Here is a 20831-nt window from a genome sequence, read left to right as displayed (position 1 = left end):
CTGACCCACCGCACTGGCCACCGTTCCACTCGTGAGCACGTCGGGCGTCATGCCGATAAATCATGCGAACGGGACCGGACCATGTCGAGATACTGGGCCGGTGAGCAACCCCATGGCTGAGTACGAAGCGGATACCGAACGGTTGACGCGAAAGGTCTACCTCGGCCTGCGGGAGGACAATGTCGACCCACAGGTCGTGGTCGCCCTCGCCTGCGAACTGCTCGACTGGTTCCACTGCACCGACGCGGTCCTGGAGGTCGTCGAACGGAATCCGGCCGAAGTGCCGCAGGTGGAGATGGCGACCCTGGCCCGGCGCATCCTGGACGACATGGGTTTCGAGCCGGGCTTCGACCTCGCCCCCGAGCGTTTGGAGACGTTGCGCGACGCGCTGCGGATCGTGGCCCGCGATCTGCCCACGCGCGGGATCGAGGGCGAACCGCAGATCGAGGTCCTCGAGGACTGCTACCCGGAGGGAGCCGGTGTCCGCCTTGCCGACGGTGCACGGCTCAACTGGGGCGGCCCCATCCTGCCGAGCATGTGCGACGACCCGACCACGGCTCTGACCAGCCTGACGACCATGATCCAGGAGAGCCTGCTCGAATGGACCTGGCAAGTCTGGCCGGAATGCCCCCGGCACAACCTCGGCGTCCACGCCTCAATACGGGGTCGCGAGGTGATGTGGTGGTGCGCGGGCGAGGGCGGCCACATGCTGGCACCGGTCGGTGATCTCGCCCGCGCTCTCGGCCGCGGTCGCCCCAAGCAGGCCGGCGGCGGGATGCAGCACGCTTCGAACGACACCTCACCGCCCTCCGTGCGGGCACTGCCGAACCGTTCGGGCCGACATCCCGGAATCGCCCCAGGTGAGTGAAGGCAGCAGACCGTTCCCAGGCCATAGGTCCTGCTCGGCCGTGAGGCCGGCCACGCCTGTTGGTCAGTCGCTGGTCGGCTCGTTCGAGGTCAGAGTTCGGCTGTCCAGACTCCGGCGGGATGCTCGCTCGGTGGCAGCCACAGTCGAGGTTGTGACTCGCGATGCCTTTCCTGAGCCTGTTCTTCCCAGTGGAAGCGGTCATGCACGTCGGGCCACGCGACTTGCAGCACGGGGAAGGGAGGCCGCCGGTAGAACCCGATGGCCCGGCCGAAGAAGATCCGGTACCAGCGGAGATCCACCTGTCTGAGCGCGACTTGGTGACCGTCGACGACGTCGGGATGCCTCTGGCCGTCAGCCAGTACGGCGCCCGCGGCGGCCTTCGCTCCGAGCCTGTTGAGCATCCAGTGCATGGCGTGGACTTCGAGTCCGAACATGGCGAGTTCGGGTGCCCCGTGCGTGTGCGAGAGGCCGATCGTGTACGCGAATCCAGGACCGATCTCGTCCTCGGGGACCATGACGACGTGCCATCCGTGCCGCTGCACGTTCTCGGCGATCGCCAGCTCCACGCGGTCCGCTTCGTCTCGGTCACCGTAGTCATGACAGAGGACGCAACGACACTGGAACGGATCATCAGCCATGCGGGGAGGCTACGAGGCGAGACGCTGAGCCAGGCATCCGGGGTCCGTGACCACCATCGCGATCGAACGACATCGGCACCCTCCACAAGGGCAAGGCTGTGTGACGGGCGGTTCGCCAGGCGGCGGACTCGTCCTGGCCGCAGTGACATCGCGTATTGCCGCCACGGGGCCGGTCCTCGACCAGGATCGTGGTCGAGGACCGGCCTCGGCCCTGCACGGGCTACGGCGACGCGTCGGTGGCCGGCTGGACTCAGTGCGTGGTCACGAGGACGTGCGCGGTGGTCTGCGTGGGGAGTTCAGCGCCCTTCCTGCCGTTTGTGACCGTCACGCCGCGGGGTGACGACGTCACGGTCACTGCCGTGCCGGGCTGCGGTCCGGCCTACCGCAAGGCGCACATCAGCTGGGGGCCGGTCTGGACCGGCCCCGCGATGCGTCGTACGACCATGCCGGCGCCGTCCGGCCCGGACTCCACGCCGCTGACGCCGAGCGTGTTCTCGTCGGGGAACGCATCTGCGGTGGCAGTCCGGCCGAGTTCGTCCAGGCCTGGGATCGGGTTGCCGCAGGGCGAGTGCGTCGGGTGGTGCAGCAGTTGCAGGATGCGGCGTTCGACGGCCTCGCTCATCACGTGTTCCCAGCGGCAGGCTTCGGCGTGGACCTGCTCCCGCGCCAGCCCGATCACGTCGGCGAGCAGACACTCGGCGAGCCGGTGCTTACGCATCACGCGTGTGGCGGCCTGCCGGCCCGCCTGCGTCAGCACCAGGTGCCGGTCGGCGGCGACGTGCAGCAGACCGGTACGTTCCATGCGGGCGACAGTCTCGCTGACGGTGGGGCCGCTGTGTTTCAGGCGCTCGGCGATGCGGGCGCGTAACGGGACTGTGCCTTCGTCCTCCAGCTCCAGGATGGTGCGCAGATACCTCTTTGTGGTGCCGGTGAGTGGGGACATGCGGCGCGTCAGGCAGCGGTTTCGGCGGTGGCGGTCAGCACCGCGCGGCCGAGGATGTGGCCGGCCATGGTGAAACCGAGGACAGCCGGGGTGGCGTCGGCCGCAACGCCGATGGACTCGACGTCGAGGGCGTGCACCACGATGAAGTAGCGGTGCGGGCCGTGCCCGGCCGGCGGGGCGGCGCCGACGAAGCGGGCGGCGCGGGCGTCGTTGGGCAGCTGGAAGGCGCCTGCGGGCAGACCCGAGCCGGTGTCGTCGCTGGCGCCCTCGGGCAACTCGGTGACGGTGGCGGGGATGTCGGCGACAGCCCAGTGCCAGAACCCGGACCCGGTGGGGGCGTCGGGGTCGTAGACGGTGACGGCGTAGCTCCTGGTGCCGTGCGGGGCGCCGCTCCAGGACAGCTGCGGGGAGACGTCCTTGCCGCCGGGGACGCCGAAGATGCCGGAGAACTGCTCGGGCGGCCAGGCGGTGCCGTCGGTGACGGTGGTGCTGGTGACGGTGAAGGAGGCCGCCTCGGGGAGACGGGCGAAGGGGTCGTTGGCGCTCATCGCGTTGTTCCTCTCAGGCCGTGCTGCGGGATGGCGGTGACACGGCCGACGAGAGGGTGCGCGGAAGTACCTGCACGGGTACCTCCGTCGCCCCCCATCAACCGCACGATCGACTATAGCAGCAATAATCGATTATTCGATGGATCGTCTATGCTGATACCTGTGACTCAGACGGCCCACACCCCGACCCCGCCGGCGAAGCAGATGCTCTCCGAGCAGGTCTACACACACCTGCGCGACGCGATCATGGGCGGGCACCACGCCCCTGGTGACGCCCTCAAACCGCAGGACCTCGCCAAGGAACAGGGCGTGAGCCTGGCCGTCGTGCGCGAGGCGCTCGTACGGCTCGTCGGCGAGGGCCTCGCCGACCGACTGCCCAACCGCGGCTTCGCCGTCCCGGCCATCTCCGACCGCCGCTGGCAGGACATCGCCGAAGCCCGCCGGACCATCGAACCGGTCGTACTGCGCATGTCCATCGAGCGCGGCGACGTCGACTGGGAGGCCCGTGTACGAGCCGCCCACCACCGCCTGTCCCGCACTCCGGCGTACCTGCCGGACGAAGGCGCGTACTACAGCAGCGCATGGTCGGAAGCCCACCGGGTCTTCCACCGCACCCTGCTGGAAGGCTGCGGCAACGACGTCCTGTTGGAGGCCTTCGACCGAACCTGGACCGCCAGCGAGCTGGCCCGCCGCTGGTCGGCACAACGGCAGCCCGACCGCGACCACGTCGGCGAGCACCGCCGGCTGGAGGAAGCCGCGCTCGCCCGCGACGCCGACACCGCGGCCGCGGTACTCGTCCAACACCTCACCCTGACCGCGGCCGGACTGACCGGATGCACCCACCCCGAACCCACGAAGGGAACCTGATACATCACGGCACCCCGTCGAAGGCATCCTCACCTCGGCCGCCGAGCCCGACGCCGGTGACGACAGGGCCGGGCAGCCGGGCGACATCAGGGTTTCGGGCCCCGTCGAGAGGTCGCACGTGGGAGGACCGGCTTCGGTCCCGGCACGGGCAGCAACGGCTCGACGAGCAACCACAGTTCATCCGACACGATCCACGGCCGCGACCGACGTATCCCCATGACCAGACCAACTACCAGACCATCGACCACCCCAGCCGTTTCCACCCTCGCCCGGGGCCGCCTGGAGCATTCGTCTTAGCGTGCCGTCCTTGGTCCACCGGCGGAGCCGGGGGTGCACCTTGACCCGCCCGGTCGTGCGTCCGCACCCCTGCCTACGCTTGGCCTGTGAACGGTTCGCGTCTTCGGCGCTTCAGCCCGCCCCTCCTCGCCGCACTGCTCACCGCCCTCGGCTGCTCCTCAAGCAAGGACAACGCTGCCGTGACGGTTCCCAGCCCGACCTCAGCGGTCACGAAGCTGTGCCGGAACCTGGACAAGGCCCTGCCCAGGACGGTCGACGGACTGCGCCGCCGAGATCCCGCGCCCGCCTCCGCGCTGACCGCGGGCTGGGGAAGCCCGGTGGTCATACTGCGCTGTGGTGTGCCGCAACCGCCGAAGATGATCGACCCTGATGTCCCCCAGGGAAAGGATCCGGACGCGGTGCCCGGCGGGGTGAACGGCGTCGATTGGCTCATGGAGAAGCAGGGCGACGGCGCGCACCTTTTCACCACGGCCAACCGCGGCGCGTACGTCGAGGTCCGGGTGCCCGGGGACCGGGACAGCTCCGCTGTTCTGGTCGCTCTGGCCGCAGCCATCAAGAAGACGATCCCCGAAGGAATCGCCGACTAGGAGTTGTCCTCCCCCTGCGGTGCTGTACGAGCCCGGCGCCGCCCTCGTACGAAGGGGCGGACACGCTCGACGAACTGGGGATCGACTGCCACGTGGTAGTGCCCCGGCGCTGCTCCTCGCACCGGCCGTGTCGTCAGTGGATCGAGACCACGGTCTCCGATGCAACCGGATCGGCCGGCGGACGCTGTGCGGGGTCCTGACCGCCATGTCCTTGCTCGCCAGTAATCCATTGCCCGTCCATGTTCCGGCAGACCTAGAGTGAGCTGCGACGACACCACGGGGAGCAAGGGCATGGACAGAGAGCCGCGTAGGGGTGCGAAGGCGGGCGACAGCGAGACTCTTCTGATGTCTGCGGTCCGGGCCGGGGACCGTGCACGGGTGGAGGCCGCGCTCCTGGATGACAGCAACTGGGACGAACGGGACGAGGCGTTCTGTCTGGCAGTCCGGACGTGTTCCGGGGACATCGCCCAGTTGCTGCTCAATCACGGCGCCGATGCCGGCCAGTGCAGGCCGGATGAACTGCTGCCGCTGCGCGATGCTGTCGACTCGGGTTCGCCTGCGCTGGTCGAGGCGCTCCTGGATCTCACGATCCGGGAGCGCTACCCCGCCTCCGAGCTGATGGAGGTGCGGGCCCTTGCGCTTCGCTGGCTCGACACGGGCATCGAAACCGAGCTGCGGCGCCGCACGGACTCCCGGGATGCCGTCGTCCATACCCGGGTGCAGGACGACGAGTACTACAGCGTCGGCGAGTTCACCCTCGGCCGGATGACCGTACGGGACGGGCACGGGGCGATCCTCACCCGCCTGGAGGAACTCCTTGGTCTCCGCTCCTCGTTCGAGGAGCTGATGGAGCGTGCGTTGCTCCACACCGACCAGGACCACGCCGCCTGGGGGTATGCCACCATCCATCTGGCCCACCGGCGCGACCAGGCGTTCTGGACAGCTGCCGCAGAGCTGCGCACGCACCCGGACCCGCTGCACCGGCTGTTCGGGGCCGAGGTACTGCGCCTGACCCGTCTCTTCGACGACAGCGACGAAGACGCGTTCGCGGGTCCGGCCCTGGAGATCTTCACCGACTGGTCGACGCATGAGCCCGACCTCGCAGTCCTCACCGAGGTATTGGTTGCCCTCGGCGAGCATGCCGACCCGCGTGCCGATGCGGCCCTTCTGCGCTACGCAAGCCATCCCGATGCCCGGGTGCGGGGTGTGGTGGCGCGAGGGCTCGGCACCTGGTCCGAATCTCCCGCGCTCTCCGACGATGTTCGTGAGGCACTTCTGGCGCTGATGACGGACACGGACACGGCGGTGCGGCGGAATGCCTGCCTCACGATCGGCGAGGGCAGCGACCGCGATCCCGTCCTCACCGAGGCCATGGCCGCTCTGCTGGACGATGCGGACCGCCAGGTCCAGGTCGCCGCCGTGCACGGCCTTGCTCTCCACGATGACGGCCGGTGCGTGGCTGCGGCACGCCGCCTTGGCCCACCGCGGCCTGGTTTCCTGACCGAGGAGCATTACCTCGATACGGCGTGGCGCTACGCGTGGCGCCACGACGGCCAGTGACGTTCGCCCGACGTGGTCAGGCGCTCACGAGTCGGGCCATCGCATCCCTCGCACAGCGCTCTCCGTCGGCTGGAGCAGCCGCCGGGACCTCGGCGCAGCAGACGAGCCGTTCGGCACCGGCCGACTCTCCAGACCACGTGTCGACCGCTACAGCCAGGTCTGCGTCCGGACGAACCGCTACTTGATGTCGGTCCGGCTGGCCGGCCGCACTGTGCGGCCTCACGTTCCACGGCCTCGGGCTCGGGCTCGGGCTCGGGCTCGGGCTCGTCGCAGCATGGGCGACACTACGGTCAACGCCATGAGCGACTCCCGCACGGCCCGAGCGGCCACCGGACGGAAGGTGACAAGTACGTGACGGCCCTGCGACTGCTGACCATGAACACCCTCTTCACCGGGGATGTCCCGGCCCGGCTGGGTGCCCTCGGCGCGGCGCTCGACCGGTCCGACTACGACGTCGTCTGTCTTCAGGAAGTCATGTTCCGCCGCAACGCCCGGCTGATCCCCCATGCCGCTCCTGCGTACCGACACTGCGCCTACTCGGGCACGGTCCTGCTCAAGGGCGGTCTGGTGCTGCTGTCGCGTTGGCCGATCAGCCGATGGCGGTTCGTGCGGTACCCGATGACGGGCCCGGTGCGCGGCGAACTCCTCATGCGCAAAGGCGCCCAGCTGGCATGCGTCGCCACCCCTGACGGTGAACTGGTGGTCGTGAACACCCACTTGTCGGCCAACCGGGACGACGACTGGTCCCCCACGAACCGGTACACGCGGATCGCAAGGGCTGAACTGGCCCGGCTCACCGGTCTGATCGCGGCCGTCGACCCGTCCCTGCCCGTCGTCGTGGTCGGTGACCTGAACCTCCCGCGCGACTCGGTGGCACTGGCCGACTTCGTCGCCACGGCTCGGCTGCGCGACGTCCTCGCCGGCGACACGCGTCCGACCTACCGGCCCACACCCCAATGGCCGTCGCCGCCGGCCTTGGACCACGTACTGGTCCGGGCCGCAGCCGGAAAGACACTGACCGGTGACGCCGACTTGGTGTTCCAGGACGCAGTGACGCTGGACGATGGCCGCCAGGCCTACCTGTCCGACCACTACGGCGTGCAGGCGCGGCTGATCCGGTCGAAGTGACAGAGACACCGATCCCCGTTGTCAATGGCAGTCGAAACGCCAGTCCCACGGGAGGTCGGTGCACTGGCGGCACTGGAAGAAGTAGACACCGCCGCAGTCGCCCAGCTGTATGTCACCGGTGATGGTCAGAAGGTGGTCCATGCGGTGTCCGCTCTCGCAGTCCGGCCAGTCGGCAGGCTGCGTCCAGGCGGGCCAGCCACCGACCTTCGTCCCGATGATGTGGGCGTCCGGCGGCCACGTCGAGCCGCCCGAAGGCGACGGGAGACGAGACTCCCAGGTGTCCCGCATGTCCTTGGGCAGATCGAACCCACTCGGAAAGTCCACAGCGGCAACCGGGGACAGCGTGGACGGCTCCGGCAGGTTGTCCTCGTCGTACTCCCCCTCGCCCGCCTTGGGGATCTCGGGCAGCAGCCCGCCCGCCAGGACCTCCGCCTCGTTGCGCCAGTACAGCCGGGGCACCACCAGCCCGGAGTCCTGTTCATGTATCAGCGCGCACCACACCAGCTGAAGCAGATCCTTCCCGTCCGGGAACGCCAACCCCGGCACGTCCCGGGCGAACAACTGGAGGATCGGCACCATCGGCACCGCGCCCGGGACGATCTCGGTGCGGTTGCGCCAGTCGGTCCCGTACGTCCAGTGGTCTTCCTGCGCGCAGTACGGCCACGGCTCGTCCGCGGGCCACAGCAGCTCGCCTCCCAGCGAACTCTCCCGCACGCCAGGATCGCCGGGCTCCGGGTTGAGCAGGGTGGCTTCCCGGGCGAAACCCGCGTACTCCGGCATCAGCGTGCGCAGATCCTGCACAGGCAGTTCGGGGGTGTCTCCAGGCATCGTGGCTCCTTCGGCGGACAAAGATCGACGCAACACTGCGGGCACGTTAGTACCTGCCACTGACAGCCCCCTGCGGCAACGGCCGTCTCACGACACCCCCGTTGAGGCTTGTGGACGCCGTGCGCGTGCGGACGTCGTACGCGTCAGCCGTTCTGCCCGGTCGGCCGGAGGGTGACGTGGTTGATGTCCACACCCGCGGGCTGGTTGATGGCGAGAACGATGATGTCGGCGATCTGCGCGGGGGTCATCGAGGGAGCCGCCTCGGGGGTGCCGCCGCGTTCGTCCCAGAACGGGGTGTCCACGACGCCCGGCGCGACGACGGTCACGCCGACGCCGTCCTTGCCGACGAGCAGCCGGGTGTTCTCGGCGAGCGCGTGGGCGGCCCACTTGGTGACGGAGTACAGGTTGCCGGGGGTGTTGCGCACCCCCGCGACCGACCCGATGATCACGATCCGTCCCTTTGACTCCCGCAGATGCGGCAGGGTCTCGCGGACCAGCAACGCCGGACCTAGGACGTTGGTGAGAACCATGGCACGCATGTCCTCGGGCGCGTGGCTCTCCAGGTTGCCCGGCAGCGAGAAGCCCGCGTTGGCGATGACGTTGTCCAGCCGGCCCCACGTGCTGGTCACCCTGCTCACCGCGGCGGCGACATGATGCTCGTCGGCGGCGTCACCGGTGATCGTCAGCAGCCGCTCCCCCGCCGAGGCGGAGTCGGCGAAGGCGGCCAGCTTGTTCGCGTCACGTCCGGTGACGGCCACCCGGTGCCCCTGCTTGAGCAGGGCGAGAGCAGTGGCGGCGCCGATTCCGGTCGAACCACCGGTGATCAACGTGACGGGTTCCACGGGACTGCCTCCTCGGCAACGGGATCATCGGGAAGCGCCAGGTTCCCGGAAGCCGGTGAACGCGAGGTGACACGCAGACCGACCGTCTCCGGGCTGTGGTGGCTTCCGGAATGCCTGAACGATACCCGGAGAACTTACGCCGGGACTGAAGATCGTCGGACCGCGCCTGTCCAGCGGGACACGAACAGGCCATCGGAACGACTCGGGCGGTGCCCGCACTCGTCGTGCGGGCACCGCCCGGAGATGTCGACAGCGAGGAAAGCGAAAGAGCTTGTTTCAGAGAGAGTTGAGAAGGAAGCCCCTTCATGGCCTCGCCGTCGGCAACGCTAACACTCAGCCCGGGATCAGGTCACGCAGGTTTTCCAGGGTGATGACCTGCGAGTCTGGGTGCAGCCCTTCGGGACGTTCGAGACCGATGTACATCACGGGCTCGTCCGGAACCGGCCCGCCGTCCAGCAGATCCACCGTCGTGGTGTCGCCGGACATCAGGTCGGTCAGGTACCGCACCGTCAACTGCTCACGCTCCACGATGGCGCGTACCACCTTGGACACCGACATCTGGTTCTCCTCGACCCGGTTGGCCGCCGAGATGCCCTTCAGATAGAGGTGCAGCCACTTCGCGCGCCAGCGGCCGTCGTCCCCGCGCCTGAACACCAAGGGCAGCGCCACCCGGCCCGCCCCGCGCAGCTCCGACTTCATCCGCACCGTGCGCGGCTCGAACGGCCGGCCCTTCTGCCGGCCGTCGCGCAGCATGAAGCCGAAGAACGACTCCTCGACCTCCTCGAAACCCTCGCCCGCGAAGATGTTGACCTGCGGAACGATGAAGGTGCTGCGGACCCGGTCCAGGGACAGGTTGATGAATTCCGAGGCCCCCTCGGGCGCCTCGGTGACATCGCCCGAGTGCTGACCTCCGACAGCCGTGAGGGATGTGTAGGAGAGCCAGGAGTCAGTGCTGTAGTCGGCATGCAGAAGCAGCGCCGAGAGGTCGAAGTCGGTCCGCTGCTCGGTCTCCTTCCAGTACACGAAGAAGCGCAGCTGTTCGCCGTCGACCGCCGAGAGTGAACCTCGTGGCAGTACGCCGAGCCCGGCCGCGGTCGCCCTGCCGCTGAGCGGGAGGGCGACGTCGAGGACATCGGGGTCGAGCAGCAGCCGACGGGGCGCCGGGAGTCTGCGGCGCATCTCGGCGTCGAGGGCGCCGATGAGGCGATCGCGGTCGGCGGCCGCGACCGGCGGCCTGACGTCGGGGGCGACCCAGCCACGGCCCCGACGGTTGACGAAGACGCGGGGTTCGTCGGTCTCCCGCTCCCGGTTGTGGAAGTGCTCACGGACGGAGAGCACGACCCGGCCGGAGACCTCGGGAGCGACCCGCACCGCGGCGGCCACCACCGCGTCCCGCTCTTCGTCGGTGGCGATCCGCAGCAGGAGGTCCAGGGCCCGGAACAGCCTGCCCGGGGCCGACTCCAGCAACCGCACCGCACCGCGGACGTCGAACTCGTCGAGCAGCTTCTCCAGACGGCTCTCGAAAGACCGCGCCACCTTCTCGCCTCGCGCCACGGCGAACGCGTCGGCGGCGTGCGGCCAGCGCGGGTACTCGTGCGGATGCAGACGCTCACCCAGCCGCTTGAACGGCTCACGGTGTGCGTGTACGTCGGCCAGCTTGGCGGGGTTCGCCGCGACCACGGCGTCGAGGCCCGCGAGCAGGGCACGGCGCACCGGCCGCGAGAGGGCCCGGAACCGGGTCTGCTCCCGCAGCGTCACGTCGCCGCCCGACAGCGCGCAGGCCAGCCGCAGCACGTCGGTGACGGTGTCCAGCAGGAGGTCCGCACCGATGGCGATACGGGCCTCGTTGATGACCGCCCGGTTCTCCCGGACCGGGATCGACTCCGGCTGGGGGCCGAGCGCGCACCGCTCGGCGAGGGCCTTGAGGTCGCGCAGGTCGTCCTCGCCCAGCGGAGTCGTGCTGCCGGCCAAGGTCAGGTAGAGGGCGGTGAGTTCTTCCTCCAGGTCCCGGCCGAGGTGCAGGACGGTGACCCGGTCGCCCGCCGAGGCGACCAGCTCGTCCTGTGCCGCGATCATCTCCTCGTAGGTGTGCTGGTAGCGGCCGTACGTGGGGAGGCTGAGCAGATCCAGCGCCCCATGTGCCAGCTGCGCCAGCACTGTCCCGCGCGACTTCTCGTCGCCGAGCGCCTGCGCCACGCACCGCATCCAGAACGCTTCGGTGTCCGGCACGTTCGCCGGGAAGTCGATGAAGTACGAGTTGTGCCGGACATGGTCGCCCACCATCTCGCTCACGATGCGCAGCGTCCGCCTGGCGAGGTGCACGACCGCGGCCTCGGACAGCCCCGACAGCCGCTCCAGCAGCTCTGCCGAGAGCTTGAAGCCCACGGAGGTCAGCGCCGCGTCGAACTGCCGCGCGGCGCCGGCCCCGTCCCCGGCGGAGCCCTTGGGCGAGGGGAGGCGGTGAGTGTGCCGGATGACCAGCGATTCCAGACTGTGCGCCATTCGGGGATGATCGCAGAGATGTGAGAGCGGACGCACTGGAATTCCGGCGCCATGATCACCCCTGCGCCCCGAGGCGGCCGCGTGGTGTCGGCGTGGCCGGCTTGACCCATGGAGTCCGGGTCCGCAGAGGCGGGGCGCTCACCCTCCGAGGGAGCCGACACGTCATCTGGACGCCTCGTCGTTATGGTGTGGTGCCCGCGGAGGCCACGAAGAGGAGGGCTCATGACCGTCGAGCATCGCCGGCCGCTGGACGAGACTCCCTGGCCCGAGCAGGCCACGCTGGTCTACGGCGAGCTGGTGGAACTGACGACGCCGCACCCACCGATTCCGAAACTGGGCTGGCTCGGGCCGGAGATCGTGGGCAGCCGCGGTGTGATCGTCGGGTGTGTCGTCGAGCACGACGAGCGTGATGGCGACGTCGTGCCGCGCTACGCGGTGGAAACCGAGGACGGCAGCCCCTGGAGGCTGCGGCCGGAGTTCCTGATCTCCCGGGGCGGCCTTCATTCTGACTCGGTGGGAGCCTGCTTGCGGCCCGCGGTCCAGCGCGATGCCCGAGGATGGATCCATGGCAGAGGACGAGTACGAGATTGCCCTGAGCAAGCAAGACCTGCGTGAGGTCACCGCGTTCGCCGCAGCGTGCGCAGAGGCAGTACTCGAGGTGTTCGAGGCCGATCAGCCCGACGACTCCCGTCCTCGAGACGCCGTCGAGGCCGCGTTGGAGTTCGCCCGGGGCGGCGAGCGAGGAAAGTCCTTGCGCGACACAGCGTGGGCGGCCCTCAAGGCGGCCAAGAGTACGGACACTGCGGCTGCGCGCGAGGCAGCATGGGCCGCGATGTCTGCGGCAGGCGCCGCCTACCTGCATCCGCTGGCCAAGGCCACCCAGGTCAAGCACATTCTCGGAGCCGGCGCTCACGCGGCCCGGGCAGCCGAACTCGCCGCCAGCCGTGATCCGGGCGTTGGCGCCGAACACGTTGAGCGAGCGGTCCACCGTGCGACACCGGTCGTCGTGGACGTGCTCAAACGCTTCCCAGCGGCACCGGACGGCGGCGGACGGGTGGGTGAACTGATTCGCATGCTGGATGCCGACCTTCGTTCGCTCACGCTCACCGAGTGACCGCGCGTCTTCGGGCTTCAAAACCGTGTGCAAGCGCGTGGGGCTGGTCCTTACCCTCCGGTCATGAATCTTCGCCAAGAACTGCCGAGCGACAGAGAGTCGGTGCGGGACATCCACCTGCGGGCGTTCGGTGACCACGGTTCTGCCGTGGCCGACCTGGTCGACACCCTGCGCGGCACGATCACGCCCACGGACGGTCTCTCACTGGTCGCTGAGATCGACAGGCAGATCGTCGGGCACGTCATGTTCACCCGAAGTCTGCTCGATGCCCCTCGGCGACTGGTTGAGGTGCAGGTGCTCAGCCCGTTGGCCGTCAGGCCCGAACATCACAAGCGCGGTATCGGCTCGGCTCTGGTCCGACACGGACTGAGGATCCTTGCCGAACGGCCCGTCCCCCTGGTCTTCCTGGAGGGCGATCCGGGCTACTACTCCCGCTTCGGCTTCACGTGCGGAGACGACCAGGGCTTTCGAAAGCCATCCCTGCGCATTCCAGATGGCGCCTTCCAGGCCCTCAGGTTCCCGAAGTACGAGCCATGGATGACAGGGACTCTGGTCTACGCAGAGCCGTTCTGGCGGCACGACGCGGTCGGCCTCCGCGACCCCGGCGCATAGTGCCGGGTTGACTCCTGGGCGAGTTCGGCCCGCTCAAGCTCCAGCGCCACTGCGGCTGGCAGTCGTCGAGGCGGCGCTCGCCCGGCACGTGGTGCCGTATTCGTGGGGCGGCGGCAACGCCGGCGGCCCGTCGTACGTGATCCGACCGGGCGGTCCAGGAAAACCTGGCGGCAGCGTGGCCCGCCGACCTGCCCGGCGCCGACGAGCACACACTGCGCGCCGCCGGGCGCGCGCTGCTGCGGGCGGACGCCACTTCACCCGCAGCATTTCGAAGTAGGGAACGACCTGGGCTCCGCAGCCCCGCACCTGACGGGCCGGCCCGCCAACACAGCCGTTGGCCAGGTACGTGGCCTGGCCAAGGCCGCCCGGCCGGGCACCGTGGTCCGCGCGGACGCCGTCGACTCCACGATCGATGGGCCGCGCTCAGCGGCTCATGAATCCAGCACCGCCGTCCACGCAGGAAGGACACCTGGTGCGAAGGACCCGCAGGCCCCTGAGGTCAGCGACGCCCGCGCGCGAGCAGGGCTGCGTGCGGCAGTGTCAGTAGTCCGTCCTCGTCAGCGAACTCCGCGCTGAACAGGTCGAAGTGGCGCTTGATCTCGGCGCGGACGGGGGGTGTCTGGCTCTGCACCAACTGCCCGCCGAACGCCACTCCCCCTGCGGGACCGCTCCACCACTCGTCGGCGCTCGCGCGGTGGTCCCAGCGCAAGGTCTCGCACGCCGCCTCGCGCAGCCCCGCCGAAGCCATCAGCTCCCTCAGGCCGCTCTCGTCGCGGGGGAAATCGTCCTCGGCAGCCAGTCCTGCGGGCAGGTGCGGTGGACGTACCGCGCCCGCGGCCTGGATCGCCCGGCCGATCAACGCCTGCCCCGGCGCCGGTGGCGCCGCCCATATCGTCACCGCGATCCAGCCGCCGGGCCGTACGACACGGCGCAGTTCAGCCAGTGCCGCTTGGGGTCGGCCGACATGGTTGAGAACGAAGTTGGCCACGGCGGCGTCGAATTGCGCGTCGGGGAAGGGCAGCTCGGGAAGAGCGGCCAGCCGGACCTCGGCCGCAGGTGCGGCGCTCACCGCCAGCTCGATCATGGTCGGCTCCGCATCGACGGCCGTCACCGTCGCGCCGCGGGCACACGCGGCAGCGGCGACCGTCCCCGGCCCCGTCCCCACGTCCAGCACCCGCACGCTGGAACCGACCTCGACGGCATCCAGCAGCGGCGGCACCGCATAGGCGCACAGCTTGGCGAAGCTTGCGGCATAAGCAGCCCCTCGGCCCGCCCAGATCAGCCGCTCACTCTCATCGAACGTCGTCATCGTCACCGGCGCCCCCCAGCTAGCCCAACACCCACATACTGTCACGACCCTAACCCACCGTCTGATCAGCGCGGACGGCTCACCGACAGGCACACGGCACGATCAACGCCTGCTGTGGGACGTCACCGAACTCCCCGCTGGTGGCGCCTACTTCCGTGCTCGCGCGTTCGCGAGTCCCGTTCAGGGCTCGGGGATCCGTTCCACGGGAGGGGCAGACGGCTGTAGTGGGCTCCTCGCACCACCATGTCGATGTACCGGCGCCCATTGCCCCGGCGCCCATTGCCCCGGTGCCGCCTCGCCGCGGGCCGCCGACCCCATCCGGGATCCCACTCGTCAGTCCTACCCACCGGTGGCCGGCCGGCCCGCCACCGACATCGAACCGATCGAGGCATACCGGGACGACGACCTGTTCGACGCGCACCGCGGCGATCCCGAGTTCGGGCATCGCTTCCTTCTCGACGAGGCCCGCGCCACAGGTGAGGCGACGGCCGCGCGGGGACCTGGGCCACGGGTCCGGGGGCGGCTCCGGCCATCGTCGGGAGAGGCCCCCTTGTCAGGCGCCGAGCGAGCGGACGAGGTCGATGCCGTGTCCTAGGTTGTCCAGCCGCGCTTGGAGGGTGTCGCCGGCCGGGTAGAGGCGGACGGTGTCCACACCGGCGGTCTCCCAGTCCCTGAGCCGGGCGCGGACCATGTCCTCGGTGCCGATCAGGGTGGTGGCCAGGACCATCTCGTCGGTGACCAGGGCGGTGGCGCCGTCGCGGTCCCCGGCCTGCCAGCGTTCGCGGATCCGGGCGGCGACGTCGGCCCAGCCCTGGCGGCTGTAGGCGTTGTTGTAGAAGTTGGTGGAGCCGGAGCCCATGCCGCCCAGGGAGAACGCCAGTTCCTTCTTGCGGCTGCCGACGACCTCGGCCAGTCTGCCCTCGTCGGAGACGATGTTGATCTCGGCCCCCTGGCAGACGTCGAGGTCGGCGCGGGTACGGCCGCCTCGGGCGAGCCCGGTGTCCAGGTGGGTGAAGTAGGCGTCGGCACCCTCGGGCACGAAGCTGGTGCCCAGCCAGCCTTCGGCGATCTCACCGGTGAGTTCCAGCATCTTCGGGGAGAGGGTGGCCAGGTAGACCGGTACCTGCACCGGCTCCACGCTGAGCCGCATCGGGCGGCCCTCGCCGTCGGGCAGCGGGATGGTGAACTGCCGGCCCTGGAACTCGATCCGCTCTCCGGCGAAGGCGCGTCGGACGATCTCGACGGTCTCCCGCATCCGGGTCAGCGGCCGCGCGAACGGTATTCCGTGCAGGCCCTCGATGACCTGCGGCCCGGACGCTCCCAGCCCGAGAAGGAAGCGGCCGCCCGAGAGGTGGGCGAGCGTCATCGCGGTCTGCGCGATGGTGACCGGGGAACGGGTTCCCAGCTGGATGACCCCCGAGCCGAGGAGGATCCGCTCGGTACGGCCTGCGAGATAACCCAGCGGCGAGGGGGCGTCGCTGCCCCATGCCTCGGCCATCCAGCAGATGTCCAGGCCCAGCCTCTCGGCCTCCAGGACGAACTCGACGGTCTCGCCCCAGGCGCCGCCGCCGGAAGCCTCGATGGTGGTCGCTGTGCGCATCACTTCTCCCGTTCGGCCAGTACTTTGAGGGCGGCGAGGTTGGCCTTGATGCCGGCCTCGAACTCACGCAGCCGCACGAACACGATCTTCTGTTCCTTGTCCGGCATCGCGTCGATCGCCGCGCTCAGCCCGGACCGGGCCGGCCCCAGTTGCACCCACTGCTCCAGCACCGTGCCCGCCCCCTGCGGGCGCAGCGTGAACCGCCACACGCTCATCGGGTGGGCGGGGTCGCCCACCGCCCAGGCGAAGCGCCGCGGCTCCTCGCAGTCCACGACCGTGCTGACCGTCTCCCAGTTGCCCAGCGCGGGGTGAGTGCTGCGCCCGAGGAACCGGCCCCCGGCGCGCGGGCCGGTCGCGCCGTCGAGCCACTCGACATGCCGCAGCTCGGCGCTGAGCTCGGGCATCAGATGGATGTCGCTCACATAGCGCCACAGACACTCCGGCGGCGCGTCGATGTACGTCTCCGCGGAGACGTAGGGGGTGTCCGCGTAGACCTGTCCCGTCCACTCCATGACCTCGAACTCCTCTCCCTCGACTACCTGCATAGTTGCTTATTAAGACTCACTGCCGCAAGGTCCGCGACCCTGCTGCCTGCTGAGTTTCGTCGAAGGACTCGTACCATCGGGGCATGAGGCGCACGTCGTTCGCGAACTGGCCCTGCTCGGTGGCCCGGACCATGGACCTGCTCGGCGACTGGTGGACCCCGCTGGTGCTGAGGGAGGCGTTCTACGGGATCCGCCGGTTCGACGAGTTCCAGCAGGAGCTGGGCATCGCCCGCAACACCCTGTCGGAGCGGTTGCGCAGGCTGGTGGAGGCGGGACTGCTGGAGAAGCACGTATACGAGACCCAGCCGCTGCGCCACGAATACCTGCTGACCGAGTCCGGCCGTGACTTCTACGGCGTGATCCTCGCCATGACGGCCTGGGGCGATCGATGGCTGTCGGACGAGGCGGGACCGCCGGTGATCACCCGTCACGAGACCTGCGGCCACGACGTCCACGGCGAAGTGGTGTGCTCCCACTGCAAGGAGCCGCTGACCTGGGAGGACGTCACGCCACGCCCAGGCCCCGGTTACCCGGAGAAGCTGCTCGGCCGTCCGGACATCCGGCGGCGGTTCAGGCTGGACGAGCCGACGCCGGCCGCGGACTGACCCCGGGCACCTCAGAAACCCGGGTCCGTGTCCGAGCCTTGAGGAGAGATCCGCAACGGCGTCCCGTTGCCGGGGCCGCACGCACCGGTCCACGGCTGGTCGACGGACCGTGCGGGTAAGGTGGGCGTCCAGTGGTTGGTCAGCCGCCACGGCCCATGAAGGCAAGACCCGTGCGGGAGCGAGCGTGCTCAGCGAGCGAGAGCCGGACGTCCCGGTGACCAGTCGGTCCGCCCAGGCCGCGGCGACCCGGCGGCAGATCATCGAGACGGCGCAGCGGCTCTTCACCGCCCACGGCTACCAGTCGACCTCGCTACAGGCCATCGCGAACGACATGGGTCTCACCAAGGCTGCCGTCTACTACCACTTCCGGACCAAGGCGCAGATCCTCAAGGCCGCGCTCGATGCACCGGTGGAGGAGATGACCGCGCTCCTGGACGAGTTGGCGGGCATGACCTCGCGTCAGGAGAGGCTGGAGGCGTACGCGGTCGGCTGGGTCGACTTCCTGGTGCGCAACCGTGAACTCGGCACCATGCTCCTGCACGATCCCGAGATGCGGGCCGCCAGCATCTACGCCGAGAGCGACGGACGAAGGCGCCGGGTCCTGCGGGTCCTGTTCGGCAACTCGCCCACCCCGGCGGAACGCATGGCCTATGTGATGTGCGTGTGGATGCTGGAAGGGCTCGGCGAGCTGTCCGACCTTTCGGACGACGATCTCAGGGTCACGCTTCTGCTGACCGTCCGCAGTCTCCTCGCCATGCCCGGCGACGCGAAGGCCGGCGAGGCGTGAACCGGCGTCCGTGACATCCCGTGACGGATGACGGCTGGGCCGCAGGGCACGGCTGCCGTCACCGACGTCCGCACGACAAGGTCGCCCCGCGCGGCCTCTTGCCGACACGTCGACGAGCGCTCCGTACACAGGGAGACGGCCCCGTGGCGGCACCGGAATTCCTGCGGCCCGTACGCCGGCGGCCCCGGCCCGCCGCTCCGACCGGCTGACGCGCCGTGCGCACAGGCGTCGCACCGGTTTTCCTCGATCCCTCGACACCCGCCCTCGGACCACCCGCGTGTTCGCTCGCGCTGATCCGAATGCGGCCGTCCATTCACTAGCCGTCGGCTAGTGAATGGCTAGTGAATGGTAGAGTGAGCGACAGGTCAGTGAGATCGAGAGGCGGAGGGGACTGTCCTGACCGGCCCGTAGCGGCGGCCGGACGCCGCACGTCCTGCCGGCATCCCGCTCCTCGACCCCGGAAGTCGAAGGCTCCCCGCCGAACGGCCGTCAGCGTCCTGGCGCGGCACGTTCGCACCCTGCCGCCGCCGCTCTGCGTCCGGTGCATCGCACAGCTCCGGGTCTCGCCCCCGGCTCCGCTGCGCGAAGCGCCCGTCGCCCGTCGCCCGTCGTCCGTCGTCCCCTGACGATCCTTCGCCCGTGCCGTCGGCGGAATCGATCCAGCGCACGACCTGTCCATGTCATTCGTTCTTGAAGGAATCCACTGCCATGAGGTCCTCCCGGCCTGCCGCCCGCCCAGCCGAGCGGAGCAGCACCCCCACCGTTCTCGCCCTCGGCCTTGCCGCCATGGTCGTGGCGATGGCCCAGACCCAGGTCGTGCCGATCCTGACGCTGCTGGGCACCGCACTGCACGCGGACTCGGCCGGTGTCAGCTGGGTCACCACCGCGACGCTGCTCTCCGCCGCCGTCTTCACCCCCCTGCTCGGCCGCGTCGGTGATCTCCACGGCAAGAAGCAGACCCTGGTCGCCGTACTCGTGGTCATGGTGCTCGGCTCGCTGCTGGCCTCCCTGACGACCTCCCTGGGACTGCTCCTGGTCGGCCGGGTGATGCAGGGCTCGGCGACCGCGATCTTCCCCCTGGCGCTGTCGATCGTCCGCGACCAGGTTCCGCACGAGAAGCTGCACGGCGCCATGGCGCTGGTGAGTTCCACCCTGGCGTTCGGCTCCGGCCTGTCGCTGGTCGTCACCGGCCTGCTCACCCAGGGCGGTGACCCCGACTACCACTCCGTCTTCTGGTTCTCCACCGCCGTCTCCGTGCTCGCGCTGCTAGCGGTCCTCTTCCTGGTCCCGGACGGCGGCCATCGCGTCGGCGGCCGCGTGGACGTGCCCGGCACCCTCGTCCTGGCCGCCTTCCTGGTCCTCCTGCTGCTCGGCATCTCCCAGGGCCACACGTGGGGCTGGGGCTCCGGCAAGGTCATCGGGTGCTTCGCCGGAGCCGTCGTCATGGCGGCGGTGTGGGTGCTCGTGGAGCTGAAGGTCTCCTCCCCGCTGGTGGACATGCGGATGTTCGCGCACCGCCAGGTCGCCATGACCAATCTGGCCGGCCTCCTGGTCGGGTTCGCCGCCTTCACGCAGTTCATCGGCATCTCGTACCTGGTGCAGATGCCCGAGCGAATCGCCGGCTACGGCTTCACGGCATCGGTGCTGCGGGCCAGCGTGGAATATCTGCTGCCCGGTTCACTGGTCGCTCTGGTCGCGGCCCCGGTCGGCGGCGTCCTGGTCCGCCGGATCGGTGCCCGTCTGACGCTGGCGATCAGCGGTCTGGTCGGCGCGGGCGGGTTCGCCTGGCTGGCGTTCGGTCACGGCCGCAGCGCGAGCGTCATCTGCGCCGGACTGTTCACGGGTGTCGCGATCGCCTTCGGCTACGCGGCGATGCCCGCACTGATCGCGGCGAGTGTGCCGGTGCAGCAGACCGGCATCGCCAACGGCATCAACTCGATCTCGCGGTCCATGGGTTCGGCGATCGCCTCGGCCGTGGTCACCTCTCTGCTGGCGTCCCGGACGATGGCCGGCCTGCCCGCGGGCATCGAACTGCCGCAGGAGTCCCAGTTCACGCTGAGTTTCGCCATTGCCGTCGGCGCCATGGGACTGACCGTGGTCGTCGCCCTGGCCGGGCTGGCCAAGGACCGTAACCGGAGCACGCTGGTCGCACAGTCCGCCACGGCCGGCGACGAGCGGAGCGCACCGGGGACATCGACCGACTCCGCCGCCGCCCGGCCGGCGGCAGCCGGACAGCCGAACCGGAGTGCCGAGTAGAACCGGTCGATCGTTCCCCCCGGCACGACGCCGATCTCCCGGCAGCCGTCCGAGCGGCGGTCGACGACGGCACCTCGGCGGTCTCGCACGCGGAGGCGGTGAAGAAGCTCCGCAACCTCGACACCGTGCTGTCGCAGGACACGGGCCGTCTGGCACCATCTCCGAAGCTGAAGCGCACGGTCATGCTCAAGGGCTTCGCGGCGGCAGACGTCGACGCCCTGTACGAAGAACGTCGCGGCGGCGCCTGAGCAACCTGGTTCTCCGGACGTCGACGTCGGCCACGCAACCCCAGCCGGTACCGGTGGCCGACCGGAGGGCGGCCGGCACATGGACGCAGGGCTCTGCGCTCCGAGCCGAGGCCGCCCTCCCCCGCAACTCGCCGCGCCGTCCCCGGC

The 20831-nt window shown here is 69.7% G+C and carries 20 protein-coding genes and 1 pseudogene; 12 read left to right on the top strand and 9 right to left on the bottom strand.

Features of this window, described 5'->3' with window-relative positions; genetic code table 11:
• Positions 1-112 precede the first annotated feature (112 nt).
• A complete protein-coding gene (locus tag FNH09_RS09205; RefSeq protein WP_238426562.1) occupies positions 113-868 on the top strand; it encodes a hypothetical protein in 756 nt (251 codons plus the stop codon).
• An 89-nt stretch (positions 869-957) separates the two neighbouring features.
• Here the strand turns inward: FNH09_RS09205 and FNH09_RS09200 are convergent, their stop codons facing one another.
• The 3 genes and pseudogenes from FNH09_RS09200 to FNH09_RS09190 form a co-directional block, all read right to left on the bottom strand.
• The gene (locus FNH09_RS09200) at positions 958-1434 is read right to left on the bottom strand and encodes a DUF4262 domain-containing protein (RefSeq protein ID WP_338017517.1); all 477 of its coding nucleotides are present in this window, start codon (positions 1432-1434) and stop codon (positions 958-960) included.
• Between the two features lie 322 nt (positions 1435-1756).
• Positions 1757-2449: pseudogene (locus tag FNH09_RS09195) on the bottom strand (iron-dependent transcriptional repressor DtxR).
• 8 nt (positions 2450-2457) lie between these two features.
• Positions 2458-2997: a YbhB/YbcL family Raf kinase inhibitor-like protein gene (locus FNH09_RS09190; RefSeq protein ID WP_152886265.1), complete on the bottom strand. Its 540-nt coding sequence runs from the start codon at positions 2995-2997 to the stop codon at positions 2458-2460.
• Positions 2998-3159: 162 nt separating this feature from the next.
• Here FNH09_RS09190 and FNH09_RS09185 point away from each other — a divergent pair, with 162 nt between their 5' ends.
• From FNH09_RS09185 to FNH09_RS09170, 4 genes are all read left to right on the top strand, one after another.
• A complete protein-coding gene (locus FNH09_RS09185) occupies positions 3160-3864 on the top strand; it encodes an FCD domain-containing protein (RefSeq protein WP_162468310.1) in 705 nt (234 codons plus the stop codon).
• A gap of 383 nt (positions 3865-4247) precedes the next feature.
• A complete protein-coding gene (locus tag FNH09_RS09180; protein ID WP_162468309.1) occupies positions 4248-4748 on the top strand; it encodes a DUF3515 family protein in 501 nt (166 codons plus the stop codon).
• 378 nt (positions 4749-5126) lie between these two features.
• Positions 5127-6308: a HEAT repeat domain-containing protein gene (locus FNH09_RS49755; RefSeq protein WP_162468308.1), complete on the top strand. Its 1182-nt coding sequence runs from the start codon at positions 5127-5129 to the stop codon at positions 6306-6308.
• 351 nt (positions 6309-6659) lie between these two features.
• On the top strand, positions 6660-7436 hold the full coding sequence (locus FNH09_RS09170; RefSeq protein ID WP_152886262.1) for an endonuclease/exonuclease/phosphatase family protein: 777 nt from the start codon (positions 6660-6662) through the stop codon (positions 7434-7436).
• 21 nt (positions 7437-7457) lie between these two features.
• Here FNH09_RS09170 and FNH09_RS09165 read toward each other — a convergent pair whose 3' ends face one another.
• The 3 genes from FNH09_RS09165 to FNH09_RS09155 form a co-directional block, all read right to left on the bottom strand.
• Positions 7458-8264: a YwqG family protein gene (locus FNH09_RS09165; protein WP_152886261.1), complete on the bottom strand. Its 807-nt coding sequence runs from the start codon at positions 8262-8264 to the stop codon at positions 7458-7460.
• A 143-nt stretch (positions 8265-8407) separates the two neighbouring features.
• The gene (locus FNH09_RS09160; RefSeq protein WP_162468307.1) at positions 8408-9106 is read right to left on the bottom strand and encodes an SDR family NAD(P)-dependent oxidoreductase; all 699 of its coding nucleotides are present in this window, start codon (positions 9104-9106) and stop codon (positions 8408-8410) included.
• 333 nt (positions 9107-9439) lie between these two features.
• On the bottom strand, positions 9440-11608 hold the full coding sequence (locus tag FNH09_RS09155) for a TerD family protein (RefSeq protein ID WP_152886260.1): 2169 nt from the start codon (positions 11606-11608) through the stop codon (positions 9440-9442).
• A gap of 222 nt (positions 11609-11830) precedes the next feature.
• Here FNH09_RS09155 and FNH09_RS09150 point away from each other — a divergent pair, with 222 nt between their 5' ends.
• From FNH09_RS09150 to FNH09_RS09140, 3 genes are all read left to right on the top strand, one after another.
• A complete protein-coding gene (locus FNH09_RS09150; protein WP_152886259.1) occupies positions 11831-12223 on the top strand; it encodes a hypothetical protein in 393 nt (130 codons plus the stop codon).
• Positions 12174-12722 carry a putative immunity protein gene (locus FNH09_RS09145; RefSeq protein ID WP_152886258.1) on the top strand — a complete coding sequence of 183 codons (549 nt, stop codon included), beginning with the start codon at positions 12174-12176 and terminating at the stop codon, positions 12720-12722. Before FNH09_RS09150 ends, FNH09_RS09145 begins: the two co-directional genes overlap by 50 nt.
• A 63-nt stretch (positions 12723-12785) precedes the next feature.
• A complete protein-coding gene (locus FNH09_RS09140; RefSeq protein WP_152886257.1) occupies positions 12786-13334 on the top strand; it encodes a GNAT family N-acetyltransferase in 549 nt (182 codons plus the stop codon).
• Between the two features lie 499 nt (positions 13335-13833).
• On the opposite strand, the gene FNH09_RS09130 is transcribed toward FNH09_RS09140, so the two are convergent.
• The 3 genes from FNH09_RS09130 to FNH09_RS09115 form a co-directional block, all read right to left on the bottom strand.
• The gene (locus tag FNH09_RS09130) at positions 13834-14643 is read right to left on the bottom strand and encodes a class I SAM-dependent methyltransferase (protein ID WP_152886295.1); all 810 of its coding nucleotides are present in this window, start codon (positions 14641-14643) and stop codon (positions 13834-13836) included.
• Positions 14644-15196: 553 nt separating this feature from the next.
• Positions 15197-16243 carry an LLM class flavin-dependent oxidoreductase gene (locus FNH09_RS09120; RefSeq protein ID WP_152886255.1) on the bottom strand — a complete coding sequence of 349 codons (1047 nt, stop codon included), beginning with the start codon at positions 16241-16243 and terminating at the stop codon, positions 15197-15199.
• Positions 16243-16788, bottom strand: a complete 546-nt coding sequence (locus FNH09_RS09115; protein ID WP_238426561.1) for an SRPBCC family protein — start codon at positions 16786-16788, stop codon at positions 16243-16245. The genes FNH09_RS09120 and FNH09_RS09115 overlap by 1 nt, the downstream gene beginning before the upstream one ends.
• An 83-nt stretch (positions 16789-16871) precedes the next feature.
• On the opposite strand from FNH09_RS09115, the gene FNH09_RS09110 reads away from it, so the two are divergent.
• The 4 genes from FNH09_RS09110 to FNH09_RS46655 all read left to right on the top strand — a co-directional run bounded on the left by FNH09_RS09110 (position 16872) and on the right by FNH09_RS46655 (position 20684).
• A complete protein-coding gene (locus FNH09_RS09110; RefSeq protein WP_152886254.1) occupies positions 16872-17393 on the top strand; it encodes a winged helix-turn-helix transcriptional regulator in 522 nt (173 codons plus the stop codon).
• Positions 17394-17577: 184 nt separating this feature from the next.
• Complete coding sequence (locus FNH09_RS09105) at positions 17578-18180, top strand: TetR family transcriptional regulator (RefSeq protein ID WP_152886253.1); 603 nt, start codon at positions 17578-17580, stop codon at positions 18178-18180.
• A gap of 708 nt (positions 18181-18888) precedes the next feature.
• Positions 18889-20436: an MFS transporter gene (locus FNH09_RS09100; RefSeq protein WP_152886252.1), complete on the top strand. Its 1548-nt coding sequence runs from the start codon at positions 18889-18891 to the stop codon at positions 20434-20436.
• 98 nt (positions 20437-20534) lie between these two features.
• Positions 20535-20684 (top strand): hypothetical protein, encoded by a 150-nt coding sequence (locus tag FNH09_RS46655; protein ID WP_156110810.1) that lies wholly within the window; start codon positions 20535-20537, stop codon positions 20682-20684.
• Positions 20685-20831: the final 147 nt, after the last annotated feature.

The organism is Streptomyces adustus (genome assembly GCF_009377175.1).
Lineage (GTDB): Bacteria > Actinomycetota > Actinomycetes > Streptomycetales > Streptomycetaceae > Streptomyces > Streptomyces adustus.
Note: the sequence above shows the minus strand (reverse complement) of the source record. Positions and strands in the feature narration are given on the sequence as shown.